At 64.3% G+C, this 22,308-nt stretch carries 19 protein-coding genes; 6 read left to right on the top strand and 13 right to left on the bottom strand.

Features of this window, described 5'->3' with window-relative positions:
- Window positions 1-51 precede the first annotated feature (51 nt).
- The 5 genes from NKH31_RS02855 to NKH31_RS02835 form a co-directional block, all read right to left on the bottom strand.
- The gene (locus tag NKH31_RS02855; RefSeq protein WP_254863634.1) at window positions 52-873 is read right to left on the bottom strand and encodes a helix-turn-helix transcriptional regulator; all 822 of its coding nucleotides are present in this window, start codon (window positions 871-873) and stop codon (window positions 52-54) included.
- Window positions 874-1,022: 149 nt separating this feature from the next.
- Complete coding sequence (pstB, locus tag NKH31_RS02850) at window positions 1,023-1,877, bottom strand: phosphate ABC transporter ATP-binding protein PstB (protein WP_254864849.1); 855 nt, start codon at window positions 1,875-1,877, stop codon at window positions 1,023-1,025.
- Between the two features lie 138 nt (window positions 1,878-2,015).
- Complete coding sequence (gene pstA, locus NKH31_RS02845; protein ID WP_254863633.1) at window positions 2,016-2,951, bottom strand: phosphate ABC transporter permease PstA; 936 nt, start codon at window positions 2,949-2,951, stop codon at window positions 2,016-2,018.
- Window positions 2,948-3,871: a phosphate ABC transporter permease subunit PstC gene (gene pstC, locus NKH31_RS02840; protein ID WP_254863632.1), complete on the bottom strand. Its 924-nt coding sequence runs from the start codon at window positions 3,869-3,871 to the stop codon at window positions 2,948-2,950. Before pstC ends, pstA begins: the two co-directional genes overlap by 4 nt.
- Complete coding sequence (locus NKH31_RS02835) at window positions 3,868-4,923, bottom strand: PstS family phosphate ABC transporter substrate-binding protein (RefSeq protein WP_254863631.1); 1,056 nt, start codon at window positions 4,921-4,923, stop codon at window positions 3,868-3,870. The genes pstC and NKH31_RS02835 overlap by 4 nt, the downstream gene beginning before the upstream one ends.
- Window positions 4,924-5,127: 204 nt before the next feature.
- Between NKH31_RS02835 and NKH31_RS02830 the strand changes: the two genes are divergently transcribed.
- Window positions 5,128-6,123, top strand: coding sequence for a phosphate uptake regulator PhoU (locus NKH31_RS02830; protein ID WP_254863630.1), 996 nt, complete (start codon window positions 5,128-5,130; stop codon window positions 6,121-6,123).
- Window positions 6,124-6,148: 25 nt separating this feature from the next.
- Here NKH31_RS02830 and NKH31_RS02825 read toward each other — a convergent pair whose 3' ends face one another.
- Complete coding sequence (locus NKH31_RS02825) at window positions 6,149-6,520, bottom strand: 30S ribosomal protein S8e (protein ID WP_254863629.1); 372 nt, start codon at window positions 6,518-6,520, stop codon at window positions 6,149-6,151.
- Between the two features lie 277 nt (window positions 6,521-6,797).
- Between NKH31_RS02825 and NKH31_RS02820 the strand changes: the two genes are divergently transcribed.
- Window positions 6,798-7,256, top strand: coding sequence for a DUF2240 family protein (locus tag NKH31_RS02820; protein ID WP_254863628.1), 459 nt, complete (start codon window positions 6,798-6,800; stop codon window positions 7,254-7,256).
- 75 nt (window positions 7,257-7,331) lie between these two features.
- Window positions 7,332-7,745, top strand: coding sequence for a DUF7993 family protein (locus tag NKH31_RS02815; RefSeq protein ID WP_254863627.1), 414 nt, complete (start codon window positions 7,332-7,334; stop codon window positions 7,743-7,745).
- Window positions 7,746-7,760: 15 nt separating this feature from the next.
- Here the strand turns inward: NKH31_RS02815 and NKH31_RS02810 are convergent, their stop codons facing one another.
- Entirely contained in the window at window positions 7,761-8,423 is a 663-nt protein-coding gene (locus tag NKH31_RS02810; RefSeq protein WP_254863626.1) for an HAD family hydrolase, read from the bottom strand.
- A gap of 82 nt (window positions 8,424-8,505) precedes the next feature.
- Window positions 8,506-9,840: a Trk system potassium transporter TrkA gene (trkA, locus tag NKH31_RS02805; protein ID WP_254863625.1), complete on the bottom strand. Its 1,335-nt coding sequence runs from the start codon at window positions 9,838-9,840 to the stop codon at window positions 8,506-8,508.
- A 214-nt stretch (window positions 9,841-10,054) separates the two neighbouring features.
- Here trkA and NKH31_RS02800 point away from each other — a divergent pair, with 214 nt between their 5' ends.
- Both NKH31_RS02800 and NKH31_RS02795 read left to right on the top strand, forming a co-directional pair.
- Window positions 10,055-11,632, top strand: a complete 1,578-nt coding sequence (locus NKH31_RS02800; protein ID WP_254863624.1) for a TrkH family potassium uptake protein — start codon at window positions 10,055-10,057, stop codon at window positions 11,630-11,632.
- 66 nt (window positions 11,633-11,698) lie between these two features.
- Window positions 11,699-12,121, top strand: coding sequence for a universal stress protein (locus tag NKH31_RS02795; RefSeq protein ID WP_254863623.1), 423 nt, complete (start codon window positions 11,699-11,701; stop codon window positions 12,119-12,121).
- A gap of 39 nt (window positions 12,122-12,160) precedes the next feature.
- On the opposite strand, the gene NKH31_RS02790 is transcribed toward NKH31_RS02795, so the two are convergent.
- The 3 genes from NKH31_RS02790 to NKH31_RS02780 all read right to left on the bottom strand — a co-directional run bounded on the left by NKH31_RS02790 (window position 12,161) and on the right by NKH31_RS02780 (window position 18,327).
- Complete coding sequence (locus NKH31_RS02790) at window positions 12,161-14,449, bottom strand: amino acid permease (protein WP_254863622.1); 2,289 nt, start codon at window positions 14,447-14,449, stop codon at window positions 12,161-12,163.
- 454 nt (window positions 14,450-14,903) lie between these two features.
- Window positions 14,904-16,580, bottom strand: a complete 1,677-nt coding sequence (locus NKH31_RS02785) for a cation:proton antiporter (protein ID WP_254863621.1) — start codon at window positions 16,578-16,580, stop codon at window positions 14,904-14,906.
- Window positions 16,573-18,327, bottom strand: coding sequence for a cation:proton antiporter (locus NKH31_RS02780; protein ID WP_254863620.1), 1,755 nt, complete (start codon window positions 18,325-18,327; stop codon window positions 16,573-16,575). The genes NKH31_RS02785 and NKH31_RS02780 overlap by 8 nt, the downstream gene beginning before the upstream one ends.
- A 149-nt stretch (window positions 18,328-18,476) precedes the next feature.
- Between NKH31_RS02780 and NKH31_RS02775 the strand changes: the two genes are divergently transcribed.
- A complete protein-coding gene (locus tag NKH31_RS02775; protein WP_254863619.1) occupies window positions 18,477-18,671 on the top strand; it encodes a hypothetical protein in 195 nt (64 codons plus the stop codon).
- Window positions 18,672-18,702: 31 nt separating this feature from the next.
- Here the strand turns inward: NKH31_RS02775 and NKH31_RS02770 are convergent, their stop codons facing one another.
- Complete coding sequence (locus tag NKH31_RS02770) at window positions 18,703-20,457, bottom strand: cation:proton antiporter (RefSeq protein WP_254863618.1); 1,755 nt, start codon at window positions 20,455-20,457, stop codon at window positions 18,703-18,705.
- A complete protein-coding gene (locus NKH31_RS02765) occupies window positions 20,450-22,192 on the bottom strand; it encodes a cation:proton antiporter (RefSeq protein ID WP_254863617.1) in 1,743 nt (580 codons plus the stop codon). The genes NKH31_RS02770 and NKH31_RS02765 overlap by 8 nt, the downstream gene beginning before the upstream one ends.
- Between the last annotated feature and the right edge of the window lie 116 nt (window positions 22,193-22,308).

Here is a 22,308-nt window from a genome sequence, read left to right as displayed (position 1 = left end):
CTTGCACAGGTGTCACCGCTCGGGGACGAGCACCGCCCACACCGTCGCGAGTCACACCGGCGCGGCGTTCGGGTCGAGCGCCCGTGCCTCTCTGTGGACCTGCTCGTACGTCGATTCGGCCCACTCGCGGACCGTCGAGACGTCGGTCTCGACCAGCGCCTGGACCGTCCCGCGGTCTCCATCGTAACAGCAGAGTGCGACCACGTCGTCGAGGAGTGCGATGCCGTACGGCGGGAGATCGTCGCACTCTAGAACCGAAAACGTCTCCTGCGCTACCATCTCCGAACTTCGCTCCGGGTACGAAGAAAAGAAGTACTCGTGACAGCTCGGCCGCGCGACCAGCGTTATCTCTCCGCCCTCGTCGATCCGGCGATGCAGCGTGTCCAGACAGGGCTCCATGAGGGCAATCTCGGGTCGGAGGAATCGAACCTCGTTCGCCCACCGGAGCAGCGACTCGAATCGATTCACCGGCCGGTACGGAAAATTCGGGACGGCGAGGGTGACGGTGACGTCCGTCCACGCGTCGACCACCAGTCCAGCCGCCTCGTCCGGTAGTACGTTCCAGACGTCGCGTAGTTTCCGTTCCGTTTCGACACGCTCTAACAGGTCGACCATCCCCGACGAGACGGCCTCTCCCAGCCGCGTCGCCTCGTATCGGTATCCCTCCTTACGAATCCACGAGCGTGTTTCGAACTCGGTTATGGTTCGGCGAATCGTCGACGACGAGACGCCGGTCAGCTCGCAGAGTTCCGACCGACTCCGGGGCCGTTCGGTCAGCGCGACCAGCGTCGGGACGCGATGGTCGGATCGCGCGAGGTAGGCGACGTCACCGATGGCTCCGGTATCGTCGACGCTCACACCATCCCTGTCCATGGTAGTGGTACACACACGAGGGGGATAAATTTTGGTTGCCGCTGTATCAGACCGGCGACGGAGTCGGCCGGGGTCTCACAGACCTCGGGAATCTTCGACGCGCAGCCACGAGAGCGCGGAACTGTCTCGAACGACAGCACAAACGGTTGTCAGCCGAACTTCCCGGTGATGTAGTCTTCGACGCGCTGGTGTTCGGGGTTGTTGAAGATCTTGTTGGTCTCGCCGTATTCGACGAGTTCGCCGCCGGTGAGAAAGACGGCCGTCTTATCGGAGATCCGTGCGGCCTGTTGCATGCTGTGGGTGACGATCACGACGGTGTACTGCTCGGCGAGTTCTTCGACGAGATCTTCGATCTGGGAGGTCGCGACGGGATCTAGGGCGCTCGCGGGTTCGTCCATCAGGAGGACTTCGGGGTCGGTGGCGATGGCGCGGGCGATACAGAGACGCTGTTGCTGGCCGCCGGAGAGGTCCAGGCCGGACGAATCGAGTTTGTCTTCGACCTCGTCTAAGAGCGCGGCGCGTTCGAGCGCCTGTCGAACCTTCGCTTCGAGGTCGTCGTCTTTGTTCTGTACGCGGAGGCCGTAGGCGACGTTGTCGAAGATGCTCTTCGGGAAGGGGTTGGGTTTCTGAAAGACCATGCCGATCTTCCGGCGCAGCGCGACGGGATCGACGTCGTCGTCGTAGACGTTCTTGCCGCGGAACCTGAGGTCGCCTTCGACGCGTGCGACGTCGATCAGGTCGTTCATCCGGTTGATCGACCGGAGGAATGTGGACTTCCCACAGCCCGACGGGCCGATGAGCGCGGTGACCTGCGTCTCCGGAATGTCCATCGTGATCCCGTCTAACGCCTGCGTGTCGCCGTAGTAGACGTCGACGTCTCGGGCTTCGATGATGGCGTGTTCGGCGTCGGCCGCCGGTTGGACGCGTTCGTCCCAGCTGACGCGGTCGGTGACCGAGCGCTCGCCGCTCGTCGCTCTCTCGGCGGCGCTTCCGTCGGCCGTCATCTGACTGGATTGACCGTCGACCGGGGTCGTGGTAGCGTTTTCGGTCTCCGGTCGGCCGACGGTCGGGACGGCGTCCGTCAGGCCGGTTCGAAGGCGAGCGAGCAGGGTCGATCGGGTGGATTCGTCGGTCATGGTAGGTCAGGCTCTTCGGTCGTAGCGGTTCCGGATGTAGATCGCCGTCGCGTTCATCGCCAGCAGCACCGACAGCAAGACGATGATGCCGGCGGCGGCGACGTGCTGGAAGCCGGCGTGGGGCTCCATCGCCCAGGCGAAGATCTGCATGGGCATCGCCGCGAACGACCCGGTGGGGTCGGTCAGGTCCGGCGGACCGAACATCGTCGTGGCCGCGCCGACCATGATGATCGGCGCCGTCTCGCCGATGGCCCGCGACAGCGAGAGGATGATGCCCGTCATGATGCCGGGGATCGCCTCGGGGAGGACGACGTTGCGGATGGTCTGCCACTTCGTCGCGCCCGCCCCGTAGGAGGCCTTTCGCATCGAGTCCGGGACGGCACGAAGCGCCTCCTGGGTCTGGACGATGACGATGGGCAGGATGAGCAGCGTCAGCGTGAGCGCGGCGGCGATCAGGCTGGCGCCGGCGCCCATCGCCCGGACGAAGACGGCCAGACCGAGCAGCCCGTAGACGATCGAGGGCACCCCCGCGAGGTTGGCGATGTTCGCCTCGATGAACCGCGTGAGATACGACTCTCGGGCGTACTCTTCTAGGTAGATCGCCGCGCCCACGCCGAGGACGAGCGTGAAGACGGCCGTGAGCGCGATCAGGTAGATCGACCCGATCAGGGCTGGGTAGATCCCGCCCGGCCCCGTCGCGAGGTCGTCATAGTTTTCGGGGACGTAGTTCTCGACCTGGAACGACGGCGGATGGGTCAGAAACTCCCAGGTGAGCCAGCCCCACGCTTCGTTCACGACGTCCGCGACGAGCGCGACGAGCGCGATGATTCCGATCGACGTCGCGACGAGACAGAGTCCGAGGAAGATCCGGCCGAAACGACGCATTCGGCGAATCGACTTCTCGCTCGCGTCGAGTACGTCCGTGCCGGTTTCGGTACTCATTCGTACTCCTCCCGGTAGCGCGAGCGAACCCACATGCTACCGACGTTCATCAAGAAGGTCATCACGAACAGCGTCAGGCCGATCGCGAACAGGCTCATGTAGCCGATCGAGCCGACCGACGCGTCGCCGGTCCCGATCTCGACCATGTACGCCGTCATCGTCTGCATCTCGGCGAACGGACTCGTCGTGATCTGGGGAAGCATCCCGACGGCGAGCGTGACGGCCATCGTCTCGCCGATCGCTCGCGAGATCGCGAGGATGTACGCCGCGAGAATGCCCGACAGCGACGCGGGGAGGACGACCTGCGTCGAGACCTCGAATTTCGTCGCGCCGAGACCGTAGGCGGCGTTGCGAAGCGAGTCCGGAACCGAACTCATCGCGTCTTCAGAGATCGACGAGACCATCGGGATGATCATGATACCGACGACGATCGCGCCGGAGAGGGCGTTGAACGTTCCGACCTCGGGGTAGAAGTACTGGATGATGGGCGTGATAAAGGAGAGGGCGAAAAAGCCGTAGACGATCGTCGGGATCCCGGCGAGCACTTCGAGCGTCGGCTTGACGGTCCGACGGACGCGGTCGTCGGCGTACTCCGAGAGGTAAATCGCCGTCAGGGTGCCCACCGGGATCGCAATAAGCGCCGAGCCGACCGTGATGACGAGCGTCCCCCACACCAGCGGGAGGACGCCAAAGCTCGGGTCGTCGGAGGCGCGGGGCGCCCACTCTGTGCCGGTCAAGTACTCGAGTACGGAGACCTGTGAGAAGAAGTCGGCTGCTCCCTCGACGAGGACGACGATGATCGCGAGCGTCGTCAGAACGGTAACGAGCGCACACGCGAAGAAGATCCACTTCGCGCCGCGGTCTAACAGGCCGCCGACGTCGTTCGACTCGCGGCTGAGATCGATCGGTTCGGTGCTCATGGACGCCCTCCGGCGTGCTCGTCGAGTTTCATGCGCTGGTCGTCGATCGTCTCGTCCGGAACGGCGTAGAATCCGACCTCGCGGGCGGTCTCTTGCGTGTTGTCGAGGTAATAATAGAGAAACTCGCGGACGGCCTCGCGTTCGAGGGCGTCGACGCGCACGTAGAGGTACATCGGCCGAGAGAGCGGCGAGTACTCGCCCGATTCGATGCTATCGGGCTCCGGGTAGACACAGCGTTCGCCGTTGTGGACGGCGATCAGATCGAGGTCGTCGTCGTTCTCTTCGTAGTAGCCGGCGCCGCCGAATCCGACGGCATTCGCGTTCCCTCTGACGCCGCGAACGATCGCGTTCGTGTCCGGGGTTCCGCTGTAATCGTTGCGGATGTTCCCGACGGCGCCGTTGATCGTCTCCGTAAAGTAATCGAACGTGCCGGAGGCCGTATCGCGACCGTACAGCGAAACATTCTCGTCGGGCCAGTCGTCGACGTCGGTCGGTTCGAGGTCGTCTCGCTCGTCGGCGAGCGCGTTGGACGTCTCGACGGCGTCGGTCTGTTCTGCCAGATCGCGCCAGGTTTCGACGGTCGAGCGACGTTCCCAGAGCGCCCGTAGTGCGTCGGGCGTGAGACAGTGACACCAGTCGTTCGCGGGGTGTTTCATGATCGCGAGCCCGTCGGTGACGACCTCGAGTTCAATCCACTCGACGCCGTGTTCGACACATCGGTCGCGTTCGTCGTCGGAAATCTCGCGACTCGCGTTCTGGAGGTCGGTCTCCCCCCGGGCGAACTGCTGGAAGCCGGCGCCGGTTCCGGACTTGCGCGCGGAGATGTCGACCTGGTTGTTTTCCCACCAGAAGCGTTCGGCGACGAGCGCCGTGTTCGGAAAGAGCGTGTTCGAGCCGTCGATGACGATCTCTCCGGAGAGACCGCTGTCCTCGCCGTGTGACAGACACCCAGCGAGCGCGGCCATTGCCGCCCCGGTTCCGGCGAGCAACCCGCGACGGGTGAGCCCACCACCGGGGCGAGAATCGTGGCCGGACGCTCGCGGCGTTCCCATTGTGCGTGATGAGGGGACGAGGCTTCTAAATACGCTACTATGTGGTCTATATAGGTCTATATTCGTGAACGGTACTCAGGGTGAGAATCTCGGACGCTGATCCGTTAAATACCCGTGAATGTGGGGTATCGGTCTGTCTGGCGCATACGGTGGTCGAGCAATAGACGACCGTGCGTATATATTGCTCCGGCCAAAACGGGGGGTATGGAGACCCGTAAAGTTCAGGTGACCGGGGGCGCTACGTATACGGTCTCGCTGCCGAAGGAGTGGGCGACGGAAAACGGCGTCGAGGCCGGAAGCACCGTCGAGTTCTACCCCGAGGACGACGCCCTATTGCTGACACCCCGTCGGGAGGGCGAACACCAGGAGGGGACGCTCGACGTGTCCGATCTCGCCGGCAACCAGCTGACCCGCGCGGTGATGACGATGTACGTAAGCGGGTTCGACATCATTCGCCTGACGGCAGACCGCATCTCGACCGAACAGCGCCGGGCGATCCGCGACGCTACCCAGAGCCTCGTCGGCGTCGAGGTGCTCTCGGAGACGACCGACAGCGTCGTCATCCAGGACTTGCTCGACTCGGCGGAGCTGTCGATCGTCAACGCCGTCTCGCGGATGCGGCTGATCGCCGAGTCGATGCTCGAAGACGCACTCTCCGCCCTCGTCGAGAACGACGACGACATGGCGGCCGACGTGATCCAGCGCGACGACGACGTCGATCGGCTCTTTCTCGTCGTCTCTCGCATCTTCAGAGCCACGCTCCGATCGCCCGCAGCCGCGGAGGAACTCGGCGTCTCTCGCGAGGATTGCTTCGACTACCACTCGAGCGCTCGCCAACTCGAACGCGTGGCCGACCACGCGGTCAAGATCAGCCAGCTCGCGCTCAAACTCGAAGACATTCCGTCGGAGGTGGCCGACGCGCTGGTCGCCCTCTACGAGGACGTCGACGAGGTCCTGGAGAAGTCGATGAACGCGCTCGACGCCGAGGAGCCAGAGCGGGCGAACGAACTCGGTCACGACGCGAGGCAGGCCGTTCTCGAAATCGACGAGCACACCCGGCGGATCGACGACCGGTTACGCGACCTCGATCCCGTCGAAGCGCAGTCGCTCGGACTGATCGTCGACTCGCTGTCGCGGTGTGCCGACTACGGCGGGAACGTCGCGGAGACGGCGTTACAGAAGGCGGCGCCGCGTCCGTAACTCACTCGGATCGAAAATCCGGCGGTTACTCGAGCAGGACGGCGTTGACCTGGCCGGTCTGGCCGGGACGGGAGGTGACGCGCGCGGTTCCCTCGGAGGTGTCGATGACGGCGCCTTTCGTGATGATGTTCCGGCGCACGTAGTTGGGGTTGGCGTCGTTTTCGACGACGTTCTCGATGTCGGCGGTGAGCGTCTGCTCGCCGGTGTTGACGTGGGCGGTGTCGGTCGCGAGGGCGCGGGTCTTCGAGTTGTTTCCGCGGACCGTGACCGTCTTGAACCGCGGCTCGCCGACCTGCGTCTCGGTCGGTTCGCGGCCGAGTTCGTCCTTTCGGTGGTTGCGCGCGTGCTTGAGTCGTCCCCCGGTACGCTTTCGCGTCGAGCGGCCGTGATCGTGCATACAGGGGGAAACTGCCGGACGATACTTATAGGGCTCGATCCCGTCCGTTTCGCCTGATCGATCTGTGGGACCGCTCGAGCCGCAAGTCACTGACGAGCATTGTACCGGTGGTTCGACGACGGTCTCATCGGCGCGACCGAACGCGGGCTGCTCTCGATCCGTGACTCCGACGACCGTCGTATCGGTGGGTAGTGGAGATCTCCGGTCGGTCCGTACCGACGATCGCCGGATCGGTGAACCGTCAGGATTAATCTCTCACTGGTGAAAGTGCGCGTCGATGAGCCTGCAGGTCGCCGTCGCCGCGCCGTTCAGTCAGGAGGGTACCCGGACGTTACGGGAAAACGAGTTCGTCGTCGCCCTGTCGATGGATCGCGACTGGTTCTCGCCCGACCAGGCGAAGCGACTGGCCGACGTCGCGACCGAGGAGGGGCTCCTAGAGCGGGACGGCTCCGACCTCGCGCTCACGTTCGACGCACAGAGCGTGACGATACCCGAAGACTTCGTTCCCGACGAGGACATCCTTCGCGAGCGCTCGACGTTCGAACGCGTCCTCGACGCGCTCGTCGCCGACGGTCACCCGAAACACGAAGTCGTCGGCGCGATCAACGCCTGCCAGCAGGAACTCGCCGTCGCGATCGAGGTCGCGGCGATCGTCCACGCCCGACGGCTCGGCGTCGACGTCGACGACCACGTCGAGTCGGCCAGGGCGGCCGTCACCGGCGAAGACTCGGCGTGAGAGACAGGCCAGATGTCTGCACAGTTCTGGGCATCGATCGAAGCCGCTTACCCGAAGGCCACAGAACGTGTGCGTATGGTCGACGAACGGATAACCGACGGCGTTCGGATCGCCGAACTGCTCTCCTCGGAGGTAGACGGTCGAACGGACGGGCCGCTGGGACCGCTTTCGGTGACGAATCCGGACCCCGACGTCGAACCGACGGTGAACGGAGAACGCGCGTTCGACCTCGATCGGGACGGAGATCGGATCGCGTCGGTCTTCGTCCACCCGGACCGGGCCCACGTCGCGATTCGGAACTCGCCCGACCTCGCCCACGAGGCGGCCTCGACGGTCGGTCTCCGAACGCGACCCAAGGCGACGAAACCGCCCCAGACGCTGGTGTTCGTCGAATCCGGTGCCGAGGTCAAGCGGGCGACCGAGGTGCTCGAAGCCGTCGCGAAGGGGGAGACCGACGGTGGCGGACGGCGACACTCGGTCAGCGAGTAAGAACGATTTCTGCGTTCACGTACCGTCGAGTTCGTCGAGAATAGCCGGCAACTCCGCGGCGAGCGCGTCCTGGGCGACCCCCGCCGCGGCGCGCGGGTCGCGTTCGTCGTCCGCCCGAAGCACCTGCACGGCGGTCAACCCGGCGTCGGTCGCCCCGCTGACGTCCGCGTCGACGTCGTCGCCGACGTAGACCGTCTCCTCGGCGCGAACCCCCAGTTCCGCCAGGATCGCCTCGAACGCTCGCGGGTCCGGTTTGCCAGCCTCGAGTTCGCCGGTGATCAGCGCCGCGTCGAACGCCGACTCCCAGCCGAGCGCTTCGAGTTTCGCGCGCTGGGCCCGTACGGGCCCGTTGGTGAGCAGCCCCACGTGGTAGCGTTCGCGAAGCTCGGCGAGCATCGACTCGACGCCGGGGAGCGGCGAGAGCGCGGCCGTCACCGACTCCCGGTAGGCCGTCGTGAGCGCCTCGGGATCGGTCTCACTCTCGCGCGCATCGAGCAACTCGTCGAATATGGGCTCACGCGTCTCGCTCGTCAGGTTGCGACGGTGGGCTTCGACGTAGGCCGAGCGCGAGAGCGGCGGTTCGCCGACCGCCTCGGCCGCCTCGCTGAGCAGGGTCTCGCGGTCCCGATCCGGGACGGCGAGCGTTTCGTCGAGATCGAAGACGACCGCGCGAATCATTCGAGTCGACCTACGTGCCCAGCGGGTTGAAGGTTTCTGTCGCAGGCGGATCGTCGACCGGCCGCGTTCGCCGAGCCGGTACTCAGATCAGGTCCACGACTTGGTCGAGTACGGCGGCGTCGACGAAGACGACGATGTGGTCGCCCAGCTGGACCGAGGTGGTCCCGCGGGGCGTGATCAGCTTCCCGCGTCGCGAGATTGCGCCGATGACGACGCCGTCGGGAAGATCGGCCGTCGCGTCGGCGATCGTTCGGCCGACGAGTTTGCTGTTCGGCCCGACTTCGATCTCGATCACCTCCGCGCGGTCGTGTTCTAACATGACGACTTTCTCCGTGTTGTCGGTCCGCGTAAAGCGGACGATCTCCTCTGCGGTCTCCTCGCGCGGATTGATCACGACGTCGACGCCGACGGTCTCGAACAGCGTCGCGTACTCGACGTTCTCGATGACGGCGACGGTACGATCGACGCCGACCCGGTGGGCCAACAGCGCCTCCAGGAGGTTCTTCTCGTCGCTGTCGAGCGCGGCGATGAGGATGTCGGCCTCGTCGACGTGCTCTGCGGCGAGAAAGTCGACGTCGGTCGCGTCGCTCTCCAAGACGAGCGTGTTCGGTAACTTCTCTGCGACCTCGCGCGCTCGGACGGGGTCCTGTTCGATCAGCCGCGGGCGGTGGCCGTGCTCTTCGAACTCGCGAGCGGCCTGAAAGCCGATCTCGCTCGCGCCGACGATCACGACCTCCTTCGACCCGCCCGACTCCGTCTCAGAGATTTCACCGGCGAAGTGCGAGACCGATTCCGGGCTCCCGATGACGACGACTCGGTCGCCGGCACACATCACCGTCTCGCCGGTCGCGACGAACATCTCGTCGTCCCGGAAGACGGCCGCGAAGGTGAGCGAGTCGTAGCGGTCGGCCTCCTCGACGGTCTGGCCGGCGACGGCGCTCTCCTCGTCGATCTCGAACTCCGCCATGCGGACGAGTCCGCCGGCGAACGAGTCGACGTCCCGGGCGCCGGGTAGCCCCGTGATGCGAAAGATCGCTTCGGCGGTCAGCAGGTCCGTACACACCATGAAGTCGACGCCGAAGGCGCCCTCCGACCCCTTCCAGGTCTCGAGGAGGGTGCGCCGACGGACCCGGGCGATGGTGAACGCGTCGCTCGCGGTTTTGCTCGCCCCGCAGATCACGACGTTCGTCTCGTCCGAGTCGGTACAGGCGATGACGATATCCGCCTCGTCGACGCCAGCGCGTTCGAGCGTCGATATTTCGGTCCCGTCGCCCGCGATCGCGAGCACGTCGAGCTCGTACGTGAGCTCCTCGACGACGTCTTCCTCCCGGTCGACGACCACGACGTCGTGGCCGTCTTCTAGGTTTTCGGCGATGGCTCGACCGACGGCACCCGCCCCGACGATCACGACCCGCACGGCCCGCCTCCGTGGCTCATTGACTGGCCGTTTCCTATCCACCGCCAAATACGTTGTGTCGTCGGGATCCGCCCGCTACCCGTCCGACGACCCGCTCGCTCGCCTCCGGGCCGTACGACCGTCGGTTCGGTCGGCCATCGATCCGAACGCCGTCGGAATTGGGGCGGCCGGACCGAATCCATTATTTCCTCGGACGCGACACACTGGGCACGCGATGAGTGTCCGCGTCGACTGGCGATCGAGTGCCAGCCTGACCGGGACGGTCCTGAAGTGGCTCGCCGTCCCGCTGGCCGTGCCGCTCGTGTTGGCCGCGATCGAGGGCGAAGCGGCGGGTCCGTTCGCCGTCGCGATCGCCGTCACGGTCGTCGTCGGACTCTCGATGGAGCGACTTTCCGACGAGCGCGAGCTGGGCCACCGCGAGGCGTTCTTGATGGTCGCGATCACCTGGCTCGGCGTCGCGGTCGTCGGCGCGATCCCGTTCTTCCTTGCCGGCCTCGACGCCGATCCCGAGTCGTCGTTCTACAACCCGCTTACCGAGCTCGTCTTTGCGGGCGAGCCGTCTGCCGGCCCGGTCGTCCTCGGGGCGCTCGTCGATTCGCTGTTCGAGTCCACGAGCGGACTGACGACGACGGGCGCGACGATCATGACCGGCTGGGACTTCGAGAACCAGTCGGCGGCGATCATGCTCTGGCGCCAGCTCATCCAGTGGCTCGGCGGGCTCGGCATCCTCGTCGTCGCGATCGGACTCCTCTCGAACCTGATGGTCGGTGGCGCGCAGTTGATGGAAACCGAATCCCAGACCCGCGACGTCCGGAAGCTCACGCCGGAGATCGAGAAGACGGCGCGGATCATCTGGGGACTCTACGTGGGGATCACGGTCGCGGCGGCCGCGACGTTCTACGGGCTTCACCTGCTGGGGCTGGCACCGAACATGGATCTCTTCAACGCGATATCGCACGCGCTGACGAGCGTCGCGACGGCCGGCTTCTCGCCCGAACCGGAGAGCGCCGGCGCGTTCAGCCCGATCGCCCAGTGGTCGATGCTGCCGTTCATGCTCCTCGGGGCGATCAACTTCGTCCTGCTGTGGTACCTCGTCCAGGGCGACTTCGAGCGCCCGAAGCGATCCGAGGAGCTTCGATTTTTCCTCGGGACGATCGCCGTCGCCGCGACGCTGGTGATCGCCATCCTGTGGATCGACGGCGAGGTCACGACGTCGGTCGAGGAGACGGTCAGACACGGCCTGTTCAACGTCGTCTCGATCCTCACGACGACGGGCTACGCCTCGATGGACTTCGACGCCTGGGGGCCGGGCGCGAAACACGTGCTCTTTCTGTGCATGTTCGTCGGCGGGATGGCCGGCTCGACGACGTGTTCGATCAAGTCGCTGCGCTGGCTGGTCATCGGCAAGGGGCTGTACCGGAACCTGTTCACGTCGGCCCACCCGCGGGCCGTTCGCCCCGTTCGACTCGGCGACGCCGTCGTCGACGAGGACACGATCAACCAGATCTTCTCGTACGTCCTCCTCGCGATAGTTATCTTCTTCCTGCTCACGGTCTTCGTGGTCGCGGACGCTTCGCGGTCGGGAACCGTCGTCTCGGAGTTCGAGGCCCTCGCCGCGTCGGCGTCGATCTTCCTCAACATCGGTCCGGCGTTCGGCATGGCCGGTCCGATGGACAATTACGCCGGATTCCCGACGACGACCCGGTTCGTCATGGTGATTATGATGTGGGTCGGCCGCATCGAGATCATCCCGGTGCTCGTGTTGCTGGTACCGGCGTTCTGGAAGTCCTGACTACAGCCCCGTTCATCCGGGCCGGCACCAATCCTTTTTGGTCCGTTCGACCGAACGTACCGGTAGATGGCGCTCTTTCCCCACCTGTTAGTCCCGGTCGCCTCCGAGGAAGACGCGCGAGCGACCAGTGCGGCGCTCTCGCCGCACCTCGACGATATCAGACGAATCACGGCCGTCCACGTCATCGAGAAGGCGGGCGGCGGCATCGACAAGGCGCCGATGGACAAGCGAAGGGCGGATGCGGCCGCCTTCCTCTCGATCGTCGACGAGAAAATCGGCGATCGCGTCGCGGTCGAGACGGACGCCTACTTCGGGACCGACACCGTCGAAACGCTCTTCGACGCGGCCGAAGAGACCGGCGCCGACGCGATCGCCTTTCGCGCCCGCGGCGGCAGTCGAATCGCCAGGCTGCTCGCCGGCGACGTCTCGACGAACCTCGTGACCGATCCGCGAGTTCCGGTGATCTCGCTGCCGAACCCACAGCGGTGAGAACGAGTCCGACGAACGCTTCAAGGTGTGGATAGCTGGCTACTTCTCGAGGCCGAACAGCCGCTCGCGGAGCGTCCGCTTGGTCGGTCGTTCGGCCAGTAGCACGGAACACTCGACCTCGTCGACCACGTTGAAGACGAGCGAGCGTTCGACCAGCCGCGAGAGCAGTCCGCGTTCGGTCGCGCCGATGAGCAACAGCGACCGATCGGTCGCCGCCCGGGCGATCGCATCTTCGACGTCGCCCGAGGTGTCGACTACCAGGTCCGCATCTGAGAGGTCGTGATCGGCCGCCCAAGATGCAAGGAATTCCTCGCCCGACTCGCGCTCGGAGTCGTCGTCGACGACGTGTAGTACCTCGACATCCGCGCCGGTCGCGTCCGCGAACGTCCGGGCGACTTCCGCGCTGAGATCCGAATCGGGGCCGCCTGCGGTCGGCAGCAGGATGCGCGAGGCGTCGAAGTCGCGTTCGTTCAACACGAGGAAGTCACACGGCAGGTCGTGGGTGAGTTCGTCGATCGGTCGCTCGGCGCGGCCCGCGGCCCACGGTCGGTCCTCGCCCCAGCCCATGACGACGGTGTCGGCGTCGTAGCGGCGCGCGGCGTCGAAGATCTCCTCGAACGCGCGGTGGGAGACGACGGTCGTCGTCTCCACCTCCACGTCGGTGTCCGCGAACCGTTCGCTGGCGCGATCGAGCAGCTTCTGTGATTCGACACCGATGCGGTCGGTGACGGCGTCGGCGCGGTTGAGCGGCGTCTGGTCGGGCACCTGGACGATGTGGACGGCGTGGACGATGCCGTCGCGTTCCGCGGCGATCGTCCCCGCGACGTCCATCAGCGTCTCTTCCGTCCGCGGGTTCGAGAGCGGAACCATCACTCGGTGCGGGCCAGCCACTTCCGGACTCGCCTTTTCGACCGCGGTGACGGCTGCGTCGGGCATCTCGTCGGCGCGTTCGAGGACGTGCTCGCTCAGGACGCCCTGAACGGTCGTGTGCTCTCTCGCGTAGAACCAGTACCAGGCGAGCGAACCGACGACGAACGCGAAGCTGAGCGCGATCACCTCGAAATCCATGAAGTAGATCAACCCGAGCGAGAGGGTCGCGCCGACGATGGGCGTGATCGGGTAGAACGGCACGTGGAAGTCGGGATCGTACTCGGGCACGTCCGCCTCGCGAAACGCGATCAGTGCGAGGTTCATCAGCGCGTAGACGATGAGGTGGAGGACGCTCGCCGCGGAGGCGAGGATTTCTAAGCTCTGTCCCAGCGCGACGATGAAGAGGATGATGAGCGCGCCGGTCAGCGCGATCGAGCGATACGGCGTCGCGTAGCGCGGGTGGATCTCGTTTAACTCGTCGCTGACGAGCTTGTCCCGGCCCATCGCGAAGTTGATCCGGGCCGACGAGAGGATCGACGCGTTGGCCGATGAGGCCGTCGCGAGCAGCGCGGCCAACGAGATCGTTCCGACGCCCACGACTTCGAGAACCGGAATGCCGGCGAAACTATGCTCTGCGACCTGCGAGACCGGCGTCTCGTCCGAGAGCGTGTCCCACGGGACGATGCCGACCATCAGGCCGACGAGCACGGCGTAGATGACCGTCACGATGGCGACGCTGCCGATGACGGCGATCGGCAGGTTGCGGCCGGGGTTTTTGAGTTCCTCGGCGACGGTCGCGATCTTCGCGTAGCCGAGGAAGGAGACGAAGACCAGCGCCGTCGCGGGGAGGATCTCGCCGTATCCCAGCGGGGCCGGGCCGTCCGTCATGAGCGTCGACCACTCGAACTGGAAGAGCCCGGCGGCGGCGAAGACGGTCAAGATGAGCAGGAGCAGGGTGACGATGACGGTCTGGATGCCGCCGGTTTCCTTCGCGCCGATGTAGTTGACGCCGACGAAGAGGATGCCGGCGATCAGCGCACCGATCTGGATGTCGGTCACCGAAAACAGGACGAAGTCCAGCGTCGGAAACGCGAACATCGTCCCCTCGAGCATGCCGGTCAGGTAGCCGCCGAAGCCGATACAGTAAAAGGCAGAGGCGAATGCCAGCCCCATCCAGTCGCCGAGCCCAGAGATCGAGCCAGCCGCGGGGCCGAGTCCGCGATTGATGTAGTAATAGCCGCCGCCCGCCTTCGGCATCGCCGTCCCGAGTTCGCTCACCGCCAGAGCGTTCACCATCGCGATCAGTCCGCCGATGACGAACGAGATCACCACGACCGGGCCGGCCTCCTGGGCGGCGACGCCGGGCAGGACGAAGATGCCGGCGCCGATCATCGTCCCGATGCCGATCGTCAGCGCCGAGACCAGTCCGAGGTCCTTGGCGAGTTCTTCGTCGCTCACAATGTTTCACCTCGAACGGTGTGGGTGGGAGGAACGCTGTGACGGCCCGTCCAGCTAGCACCGACTGGCGGATCCGATCGGCGACGTTCCGCCTTCGCCTCGCGGCGGTTGCGGTGTCTTCGTTTACAACCGCCGCCGATCATTACCGGGGAACTCGAAGAGAGCGCTCTCGTGAAACGACTCTCTCCCATCGTCGAGTTCATGTGAATTCGCTGCGCGGACGACGTCCGGGCGATACTCGTCGGTGATCCTTCCGTGCGTCTTCCTCGACCGCGTTCATGGTCCATCGCTGTGATCCGGCCACCTTAAGCGTTCTGAGGAACGGCCACCTCGCTGGTCGGCCGTCACCGGAGTGGTGTGGAACCGTCGCTCACTCTGTAGCACTCGAATCAACGCTATACGGTGCGAAATCGCTCAACTCGATGTCGACGCCGGGCCGAAACCGCTCGAGAATTTACGATTCTACAGGGGCTCGGCGGAGCTGATCGATCTGGCGAGTTCGGAATTCCTCCGGTGTCACCTCTCCGGTCAACAGGGCGTCTAACTGTTCGACCAGCTGCCGGCCAGCGAGGAGATCGGAGACGATGACGTAGCGCGCGCCGTCATCGAGCAGGTCGAGTGCGGTTGCCGAATCCCTCGCGCGCAGGATCACGTCACCGCCGAAGTCCAGTCGCAGCTGTCGCATCGAAACCGGTTCGGAGTCCACCGTCGAGACGATGACGGTCGCGTCCGCGACGTTGGCCTTCGTCCAGGTGTAGCGCTCCATCGCGTCGCCGAAGACGTAGGCCTCACACTCCATTCGAACCTCGTCGTAGCGTACCGGATCGTTCTCGATGACGACGTAGGGCTGATCCGCCGATTCGCACGCTTCGACCACTCGACGTCCGTGGCGACCGTACCCAACGACGACGACGTGGTCGGTCCGATCGGCCGGCACGTCACTCAGTTCGTCAATCTTCCCGTGGGCTTCACTGAGCAGACCGCGATCCCGAAGGAACCGATAGAGTTGTTCGTCGTAGCGCTGGGTGAGACTCGAGGTGATCATCGTCACCGCTGCGGCGAAGATGATCGCGTCGAAGTACGCGTCCGTGAGATAGCCGAGCAGGAACGCTTCGATCGCGATGATGAGCGCGAACTCGCTCACCTGGTCCAGACTGAGGCTGGCCAACGTCGCGGACCGTCGCTCGTAGCCCTTGTACAGCAGGATGGCGATCGTGACCGCCGGTTTCACGACCGCGGTGAGAAACACCAGTCCGGCTGCGATGAGGAGCTTCTCACCGGTCGCCGCCCAGGTGATGTCGACGACCGGGAGGGCGATGAGCGCCCCGATCGTCACGAAGAAGATGGCGACGAAGAAGTCCCTGATCGACTGTAGCCCGTTGAACAGGCCGAGGTACTCGACCGGATCGTGCCGGACGGCGAGGCCTGCGGCGAACGCCCCGACGACGAACGGAATGCCGGCGAGCTCCGAGGCGCCGATGAAAAGCACCAGCATCGAGACGACACCGACGATCATGAGTTCGTCCGAATCGCTGGCGAGTCGTCCCATCATATCGAAGAGGTGGCGGTTGATGAGCGCGGCGACGACGAGCATCGTGAGGCCGTACCCCAGCTGGGTGGCGATCGGATCGGCTTCGAGCGTCCCGGCACCGAGAACGAGCAAGAACCCGATCGCCAGAAGGTCCTGTACCAGGTGGATCGATTCGGCCAATCGGCCGCGAACCAGTCCGCGTCTGATCTCACGTTCGAACAGCGCGGTGCCGACGATCGTCGAGGAGAGTGCGCCAGCGACGCCCAGATAGAGCGCCTCCTCAGCCGGAACCCCGATCGCCATCCCGAACCCGACGCCAAGAGAGCCCACGACGAGAACCTGCCCGAGTGCGGCGAGTTCGCTGTCTGCGAGCACCGTTCGCACGGTCGAAAACTGGATGCGAACGCCGAACGTGAACACGAGCAACGCGATCCCGTACTGTGCGAGTTCCAGCAACTCGGGCACGTCGATGAACAGTCCAGCGATGATGCCAGCGACGATCAGGAGCGGGATCGTCGGCAGTTCGAGTCGGTTTCCGACGAGCAAGAACGGTCCAGCTATGATGAAGATGATCGCGACGGCGGTGAGCAGGTCAGTCATCGAGATCACCTCGGACCCCGTCCGGAATTTCTGGGAACGGATCCGTCGACCGTAGCAACTCGAGGTCGGCTTCGATCGCGCGCTCGAACGTCTCCCCGTCTTCGAGGTACGCCTCGACGTACGCGGCGAGTCGATCTCCGGCGAACTCCGCGCTGGTCACGACGCAGTGGGCGCCACGGGCGTACAGTTCGCGCGCAGCCTCGGTTCCCTCCGCCTCGACGATGACCGTCGCCTCGTCCGTGACCTCGCGCAACAGGGCCTTGTTGACCTCCGTTTGCACGGACGACGAGAGGACCAGATTCGCTCGCTTCAACGCCGCGTCCTTTCGGATCGTGGCGTTGTTGAAATCGCCGTATATAACGTCGTATCCCTCGGCTTCGAGCGCGTCGATGTGTTCGACCGTCCGATCGACGACCACGACGTCCTCGTAGTGTTCGGCGAGGACGGCGAGTGCGTTTCTGGTCACGCCGTCGTAGCCGATGACGACCGCGTGATCGGCGTACTCTCGTTTCGCCCCGGCGAACGAACTCCCGGTGTCCCACCGTGCGAGCGACGGTTCCAGTCGCTCGTAGAGTCGGTGGTTGAATTCGATGAAGTAGACCGAGATCCCCATCGTGAGCAGCGCGAGCAGCGTCAGAAAGCCGAGCACCTCGACGTCGATGAACCCGCCCGCCAGCGCGGACACCCCGACGATGATCCCGAACTCGCTGATCTGGATCATCCCGATACTGCTCAGGAACGTCGTTTCGACGGTGAAACCCTGCCACCGGACGAGCGCGAAGAAGATGAGGAACTTCGCGGGCATCAGCACGAGCGTCGCGATGATCGCCTTGTCCCAGTGGGCGAGTAGTTCGTTCGCCTCGAGATCGAGCGCCACCGAGACGAAGAAGATCATCACGAACAGGTCGGTTATCGGGTTGACGCGATCTTGTAACTCTTTACTGTACGGAAGCTGGGCGATGGCCAGCCCGGCGAGGAACGCCCCCATCTCGATCGAGAGGTACGCTTCGATTCCGAGCGGAGAGAGCAAGACGTTGATCTGATCGGAGACGAGGACGAAGAGAAATGCCCAGGAGATCGCCACGAGGAAGAACACGTCTTTGTTGTCCGCGATTCGGCGGAATACGGTAGGTAAGACGTACTGCGAGGCGGCGATCGCCACGACGGTGATCACCGCGACCAGGACGAGGACGACCGCCAGCGTCGTCGCCACCTCCGTTAGATCGTCCGGCTGACCGGCAGCCAGTACGGCCAGGATGATGACGACGACGATGTCCTGCATCAGCAGGATCCCCACGTCTATCTTGCCGTGTAACGCGGTCGCCTCGTCCTTGTCGGTGAGCATCTTGATGACGACCGCGGTCGAGCTGTACATCACCGCCAGCCCGATGATTATCGCCGCGGTGAGCCCGAACCCGAGCGCCAGCGAGAGGCCGATCCCGACGATCGCAACCGCCGCCATCTGCGGAATCGATATCTTGACGATCGGAACGAGAATGTGGCGGATCTCGTCCAGCCGCATCTTGATGCCGAGGAGGAACAACAAGAACGCGAGACCGAGTTCGGACATCGTTTCGGTGAGTTCGCTCACTCCGACGATGCCCAGAACGGCCGGCCCCAGCAGCACGCCGGTGAGGATGTAGGCGATGATCGTCGGCTGCCCCGATTGCTTCGCGATGAACCCGACGAGCGTCGCACTCAGGAGGATGATAGCGAGATCGACGGAGAGTGCGGCGTCGGTAACCATCTATCTCGGGTGGTCCGGGTGCGACGAATTAACGGTGTCGAAAGACGTTCTCCCATCTCGGCGCTCGAAATCTCCGGTAGCCGCTCGACAGACGTGTTTCACCACGGCGGAGGATCGAACTTTTCCCCACGCACTCCGAACGAGCGGGCATGAACGTCCGTTCTGGACCGCTCTCCGTTGCGGGTACCCTCGGGCTCTATCTCGTTGGGGTCGCCGTCGCGGTGGCCGGCGCGCTGGGAATCGTCGACGCTGTGGCGCTATCCGCCACCGTTGGGATGGTACTATTCGTCGTCGGACTGGGTATCGTCCTGTTCGTTCACGAGCGACTCGGCGGACCCATCTGAGCACGACGTCTACGGACACCGGCGTGGTCTCTCACTCCGCGATTCGTGACCCGAATCCGTAGCGTTCGAGCGTCGTGAGCGTCTCCTGGTGGGCCTCCCGAATCGTTTCTCGGTCCGTCTCCTCGGCGAGGATGACGCCGATCACCTCGACGAGCTGATCGCCGGCGAGGACGCTCGGCACGTTGACGAACGTGGCTCCCTGTTCGAGCAACTCGCGCGCCTCGCCGGCGGTCTCTGCTCGAAGGATCACGTCAGTACTTGGCCCCGGTTCGGCGATCCGATCGAGGTGTTTTCCGCCTTCACCGCTCCCGTGGGGAACGACGTCGAGAACCGCCTCCGAGACGGGTCGGTGATCCACCGTCGAGATCACCAGCGCGGCGTCTTCGAGTCGGGCGACCTCCCATGGGTACGCGGACATCGCGTCGCCGAGGACGTAGTTTCGACACTCCGTCCGCAGCTCGTCCCACCGGGCGGGATCGTTCTCTATCACCGCGTAGCCGACGTCGTGTTCTTCGCAGGCGTCGACGAGCAGCCGGCCGTGTCGGCCGTAGCCGACGATGACGACGTGATCTGTGAGTTCATCGCGGACCTCGCTCCGGTCGTCGATCTTCGTCGTTCGACGGTATCGAGCGAGCCGTTCGACGATCGTCGCGTAGAGCCACTGTTCGTGTTTGCGGGTGACCGCGGTGAGGATCATCGTCACCGCCGCCGCGAGGATGATCGCGTCGAACATCGCCGTCGCGATGGAGAGGTGTTCTAAGACGATCGCCTGGATGGCGACCACGAGCGCGAGTTCGCTCACCTGGTTCAGGCTCGTCGCCGTGAGGAACGACGTCCTGGCGTCGTAGCCCTCGTAGATAAACGCGAGCACCATCACGAGCGGGTTGACCGTGAGGACGAGCACGCAGAGTATGCCGGAGAGGACGAGCGTCTCGACTGTCGGAACCGAGACCAGCGCCCCCACCGTGACGAAGAAGATGGCGACGAAGAAGTCCCGGATCGATTCGATCCCGTTCCGGACGCCGAGCGTTCGGGCGTCGTCGGCGCGGACGGCGATTCCGGCGGCGAACGCGCCGACGACGATCGAGATGCCGACGAACTCGGCCGCGGCGATGAAGGCGATTAGGATCGAGATACTCGACATCAAGACGAGTTCGTCGCTGTCACCGGTGAGCCGAAGCAGTAGCGGGAAGCCGTGGCGGTAGATGAGTAACGCGGCGACGAGAAAGGCCACGCCGTAGCCGATCTTCGACGTCACCAGCTCGGCGGTGAACGCGTCGGCCGAGAGGATCAACAGGACGCCGACGGCGACGAGATCGTCGAAGAAGTGGATCGAGGATGCCAGTCGGCCATGGACGAGGTTGTCACGTATCTCGCGTTCGAGCAAGCCGCCGCCGACGATGGTCGAACTAAGCGTCGCCGCGACGGCGAAGAACACGCCGTTCAACACCGGTTCGCTAAAGCCGAACACGATCGAGAGACCGTAGCCGATGACGAACGCGAGCGGTCCCACGACGAGCAGCTGGGAGATCGCCGCTACTTCGCCGTCGCGGAGAACGGATCGAATCGCCGCGAAATCGACCCGGATGCCGAAGACGAACACCAGGAAGGCGATGCCCCAGAGCGCGAGTTGTATAACGTCCGGGTCGTCGACGAATCGTCCGGTCAGCAACCCGGCGATGACGTAGAAGGGAATGGGCGGGAGGCCGAAGTGGTTCGCGACCAGCGAGAGGAGGCCGGCCGTCACGAACACGATCGCGAGCGTGACGACGACGTCCTCAGCCATCGTCCGCACCTCCGTCTTCGATGAACGGTTCGCGATCCTCGGCCGCGTCGGGTGACCCACCGCGCTCGATCCGTCGGAGATCGCCTTCGATCGCTTCCTCGAACGCGTCTCGATCGTCGACGTACGTCTCGAGGTAGTAACTGAGCTGTTCGGCGGCGAGGTAGGTACTCATTATCACGTAGTCGGCGCCTCGCTCGTAGAGGTCGCGAGCGTCATCGATGTACTCGGCCTCGACGAACGCGACGGTCTCTTCGTCGAGTTCGTCGAGGATCGCTCGATTGACGTCCGGTTCGACGGTCGAACTGAGGACGAAGCGAGCGGCCGAGAGGTTGACTGCCTTTCGAACTTCGGTGTGGCGGACGTCGCCGAAGACGAAGTCGTAGCGTTCGGCGGCCTCGATCGCTTCGACCGCTTCGTTGCGACGGTCGACGACGACAACCTCGTCGTACTCGGATTCGAGTACTGGGAGTGCGTACTGGGTTACCTCGTCGAAGCCGATCGCGACCACGTGATCTTCGTACGCATCGACTCCCGCGTCGACGGCCGCGTCGCTCGTGAACCGATCGAACCACGGCTCGACGATCGAGAAGATGCGCCGGTTGTAGGTGATGATGTACGTCGATATGCTCATCGTCAACAGGGCCATGAGCGTGAGGTAGCCGAGGACGTCGGCGTCGATGTGCCCTTGCGCCAGCGCGAGCCCGCCGACCACGAGCGAGAACTCGCTCACCTGGACCATGTTGATCGAGCCGAGAAACGACGTTTCGACGTCGAAGCCCTCGCGGTCGATGAGGTAAAACATGATCCAGAAGTTACCGACCATGAGCACGGCCGAGGCGATGAGCGCCTCCTGCCAGTAGGCGAAGAGGCTGGAAACGCCCTCTATCTGGAGGCCGATGCTGGCGAAGAAGATCAGGATGAAGAAATCGGTGATCGGGGTGACCCGATCTTCGAGCTCTTTGCTGTATGGGAGCTGTGCGAGACTGATACCCGCGAGGAACGCACCGACCTCGACGGAGAGGTCGAACCCTTCGGCGATGGCGATAAAGAGGAACGCCCACGCGATGGCGACGATCAGAAAGACGTCTTTGTTGTTCGCAATCTGTCGAAAGAGCCGCGGGAGGATATACCGAGACGAGGCGATCGAGAAGATGGCGATAAAGGCCATCATGACGAAGATGACACCGAGCGTGCTCGCGATCTCGGCACCGCCATCGAGCGTGTCCGCCGCGAACAGCGCGAGGATGATCACGAGGTAGATGTCCTGGACGATGAGGACGCCGACGTCGATCTTTCCCGGGAGTGAGGTAATCTCGTCCTTGTCGGTAAGCACCTTCACGATCACCGGCGTCGCCCCGAAGACGGTCGCGAGCGCGATCACGAGCACTTCGGTCTGTTCGAATCCCAACCACCAGGCGACCAGGAACGCGAGTGCCGTCTGGAGAACGGTCTGACCGATCGCGACGTTCGTGATTGGTCGAAGGATGTCCTGAATGTCCGAAAACCGCATCTTCATCCCGAGCAAGAACAGGAGAAAGCCCAGTCCGAGTTCGGCCATCACCTCGACCAGCGGATCGTCGTGGCTGACGACGCCGAAGACGACCGGGCCCAGAATAACGCCGGTCGCGATGTAGGCGATGATCGTCGGCTGGTTTAACTGCCGTGCAATAATGCCGACGACCGTCGCCACGACGACGATGATGGCAAAATCGGCGGCGAGGGCTATTTCGGTCATCGGCCAGTGCCTACGGATTAGCTGAATACGCGGTTATAAGTTGGTGTTCCACATCGCTGGCCCAACGGTAGTCGACCCCAGAACGGATCCAACAGGGTCACACCAGTTTGTGGTTT

The sequence above is a fragment of the Halovivax gelatinilyticus genome (genome assembly GCF_024300625.1).
Classification (GTDB): Archaea; Halobacteriota; Halobacteria; order Halobacteriales; family Natrialbaceae; genus Halovivax; species Halovivax gelatinilyticus.
This window is presented reverse-complemented; position numbering and strand designations above follow the sequence as displayed.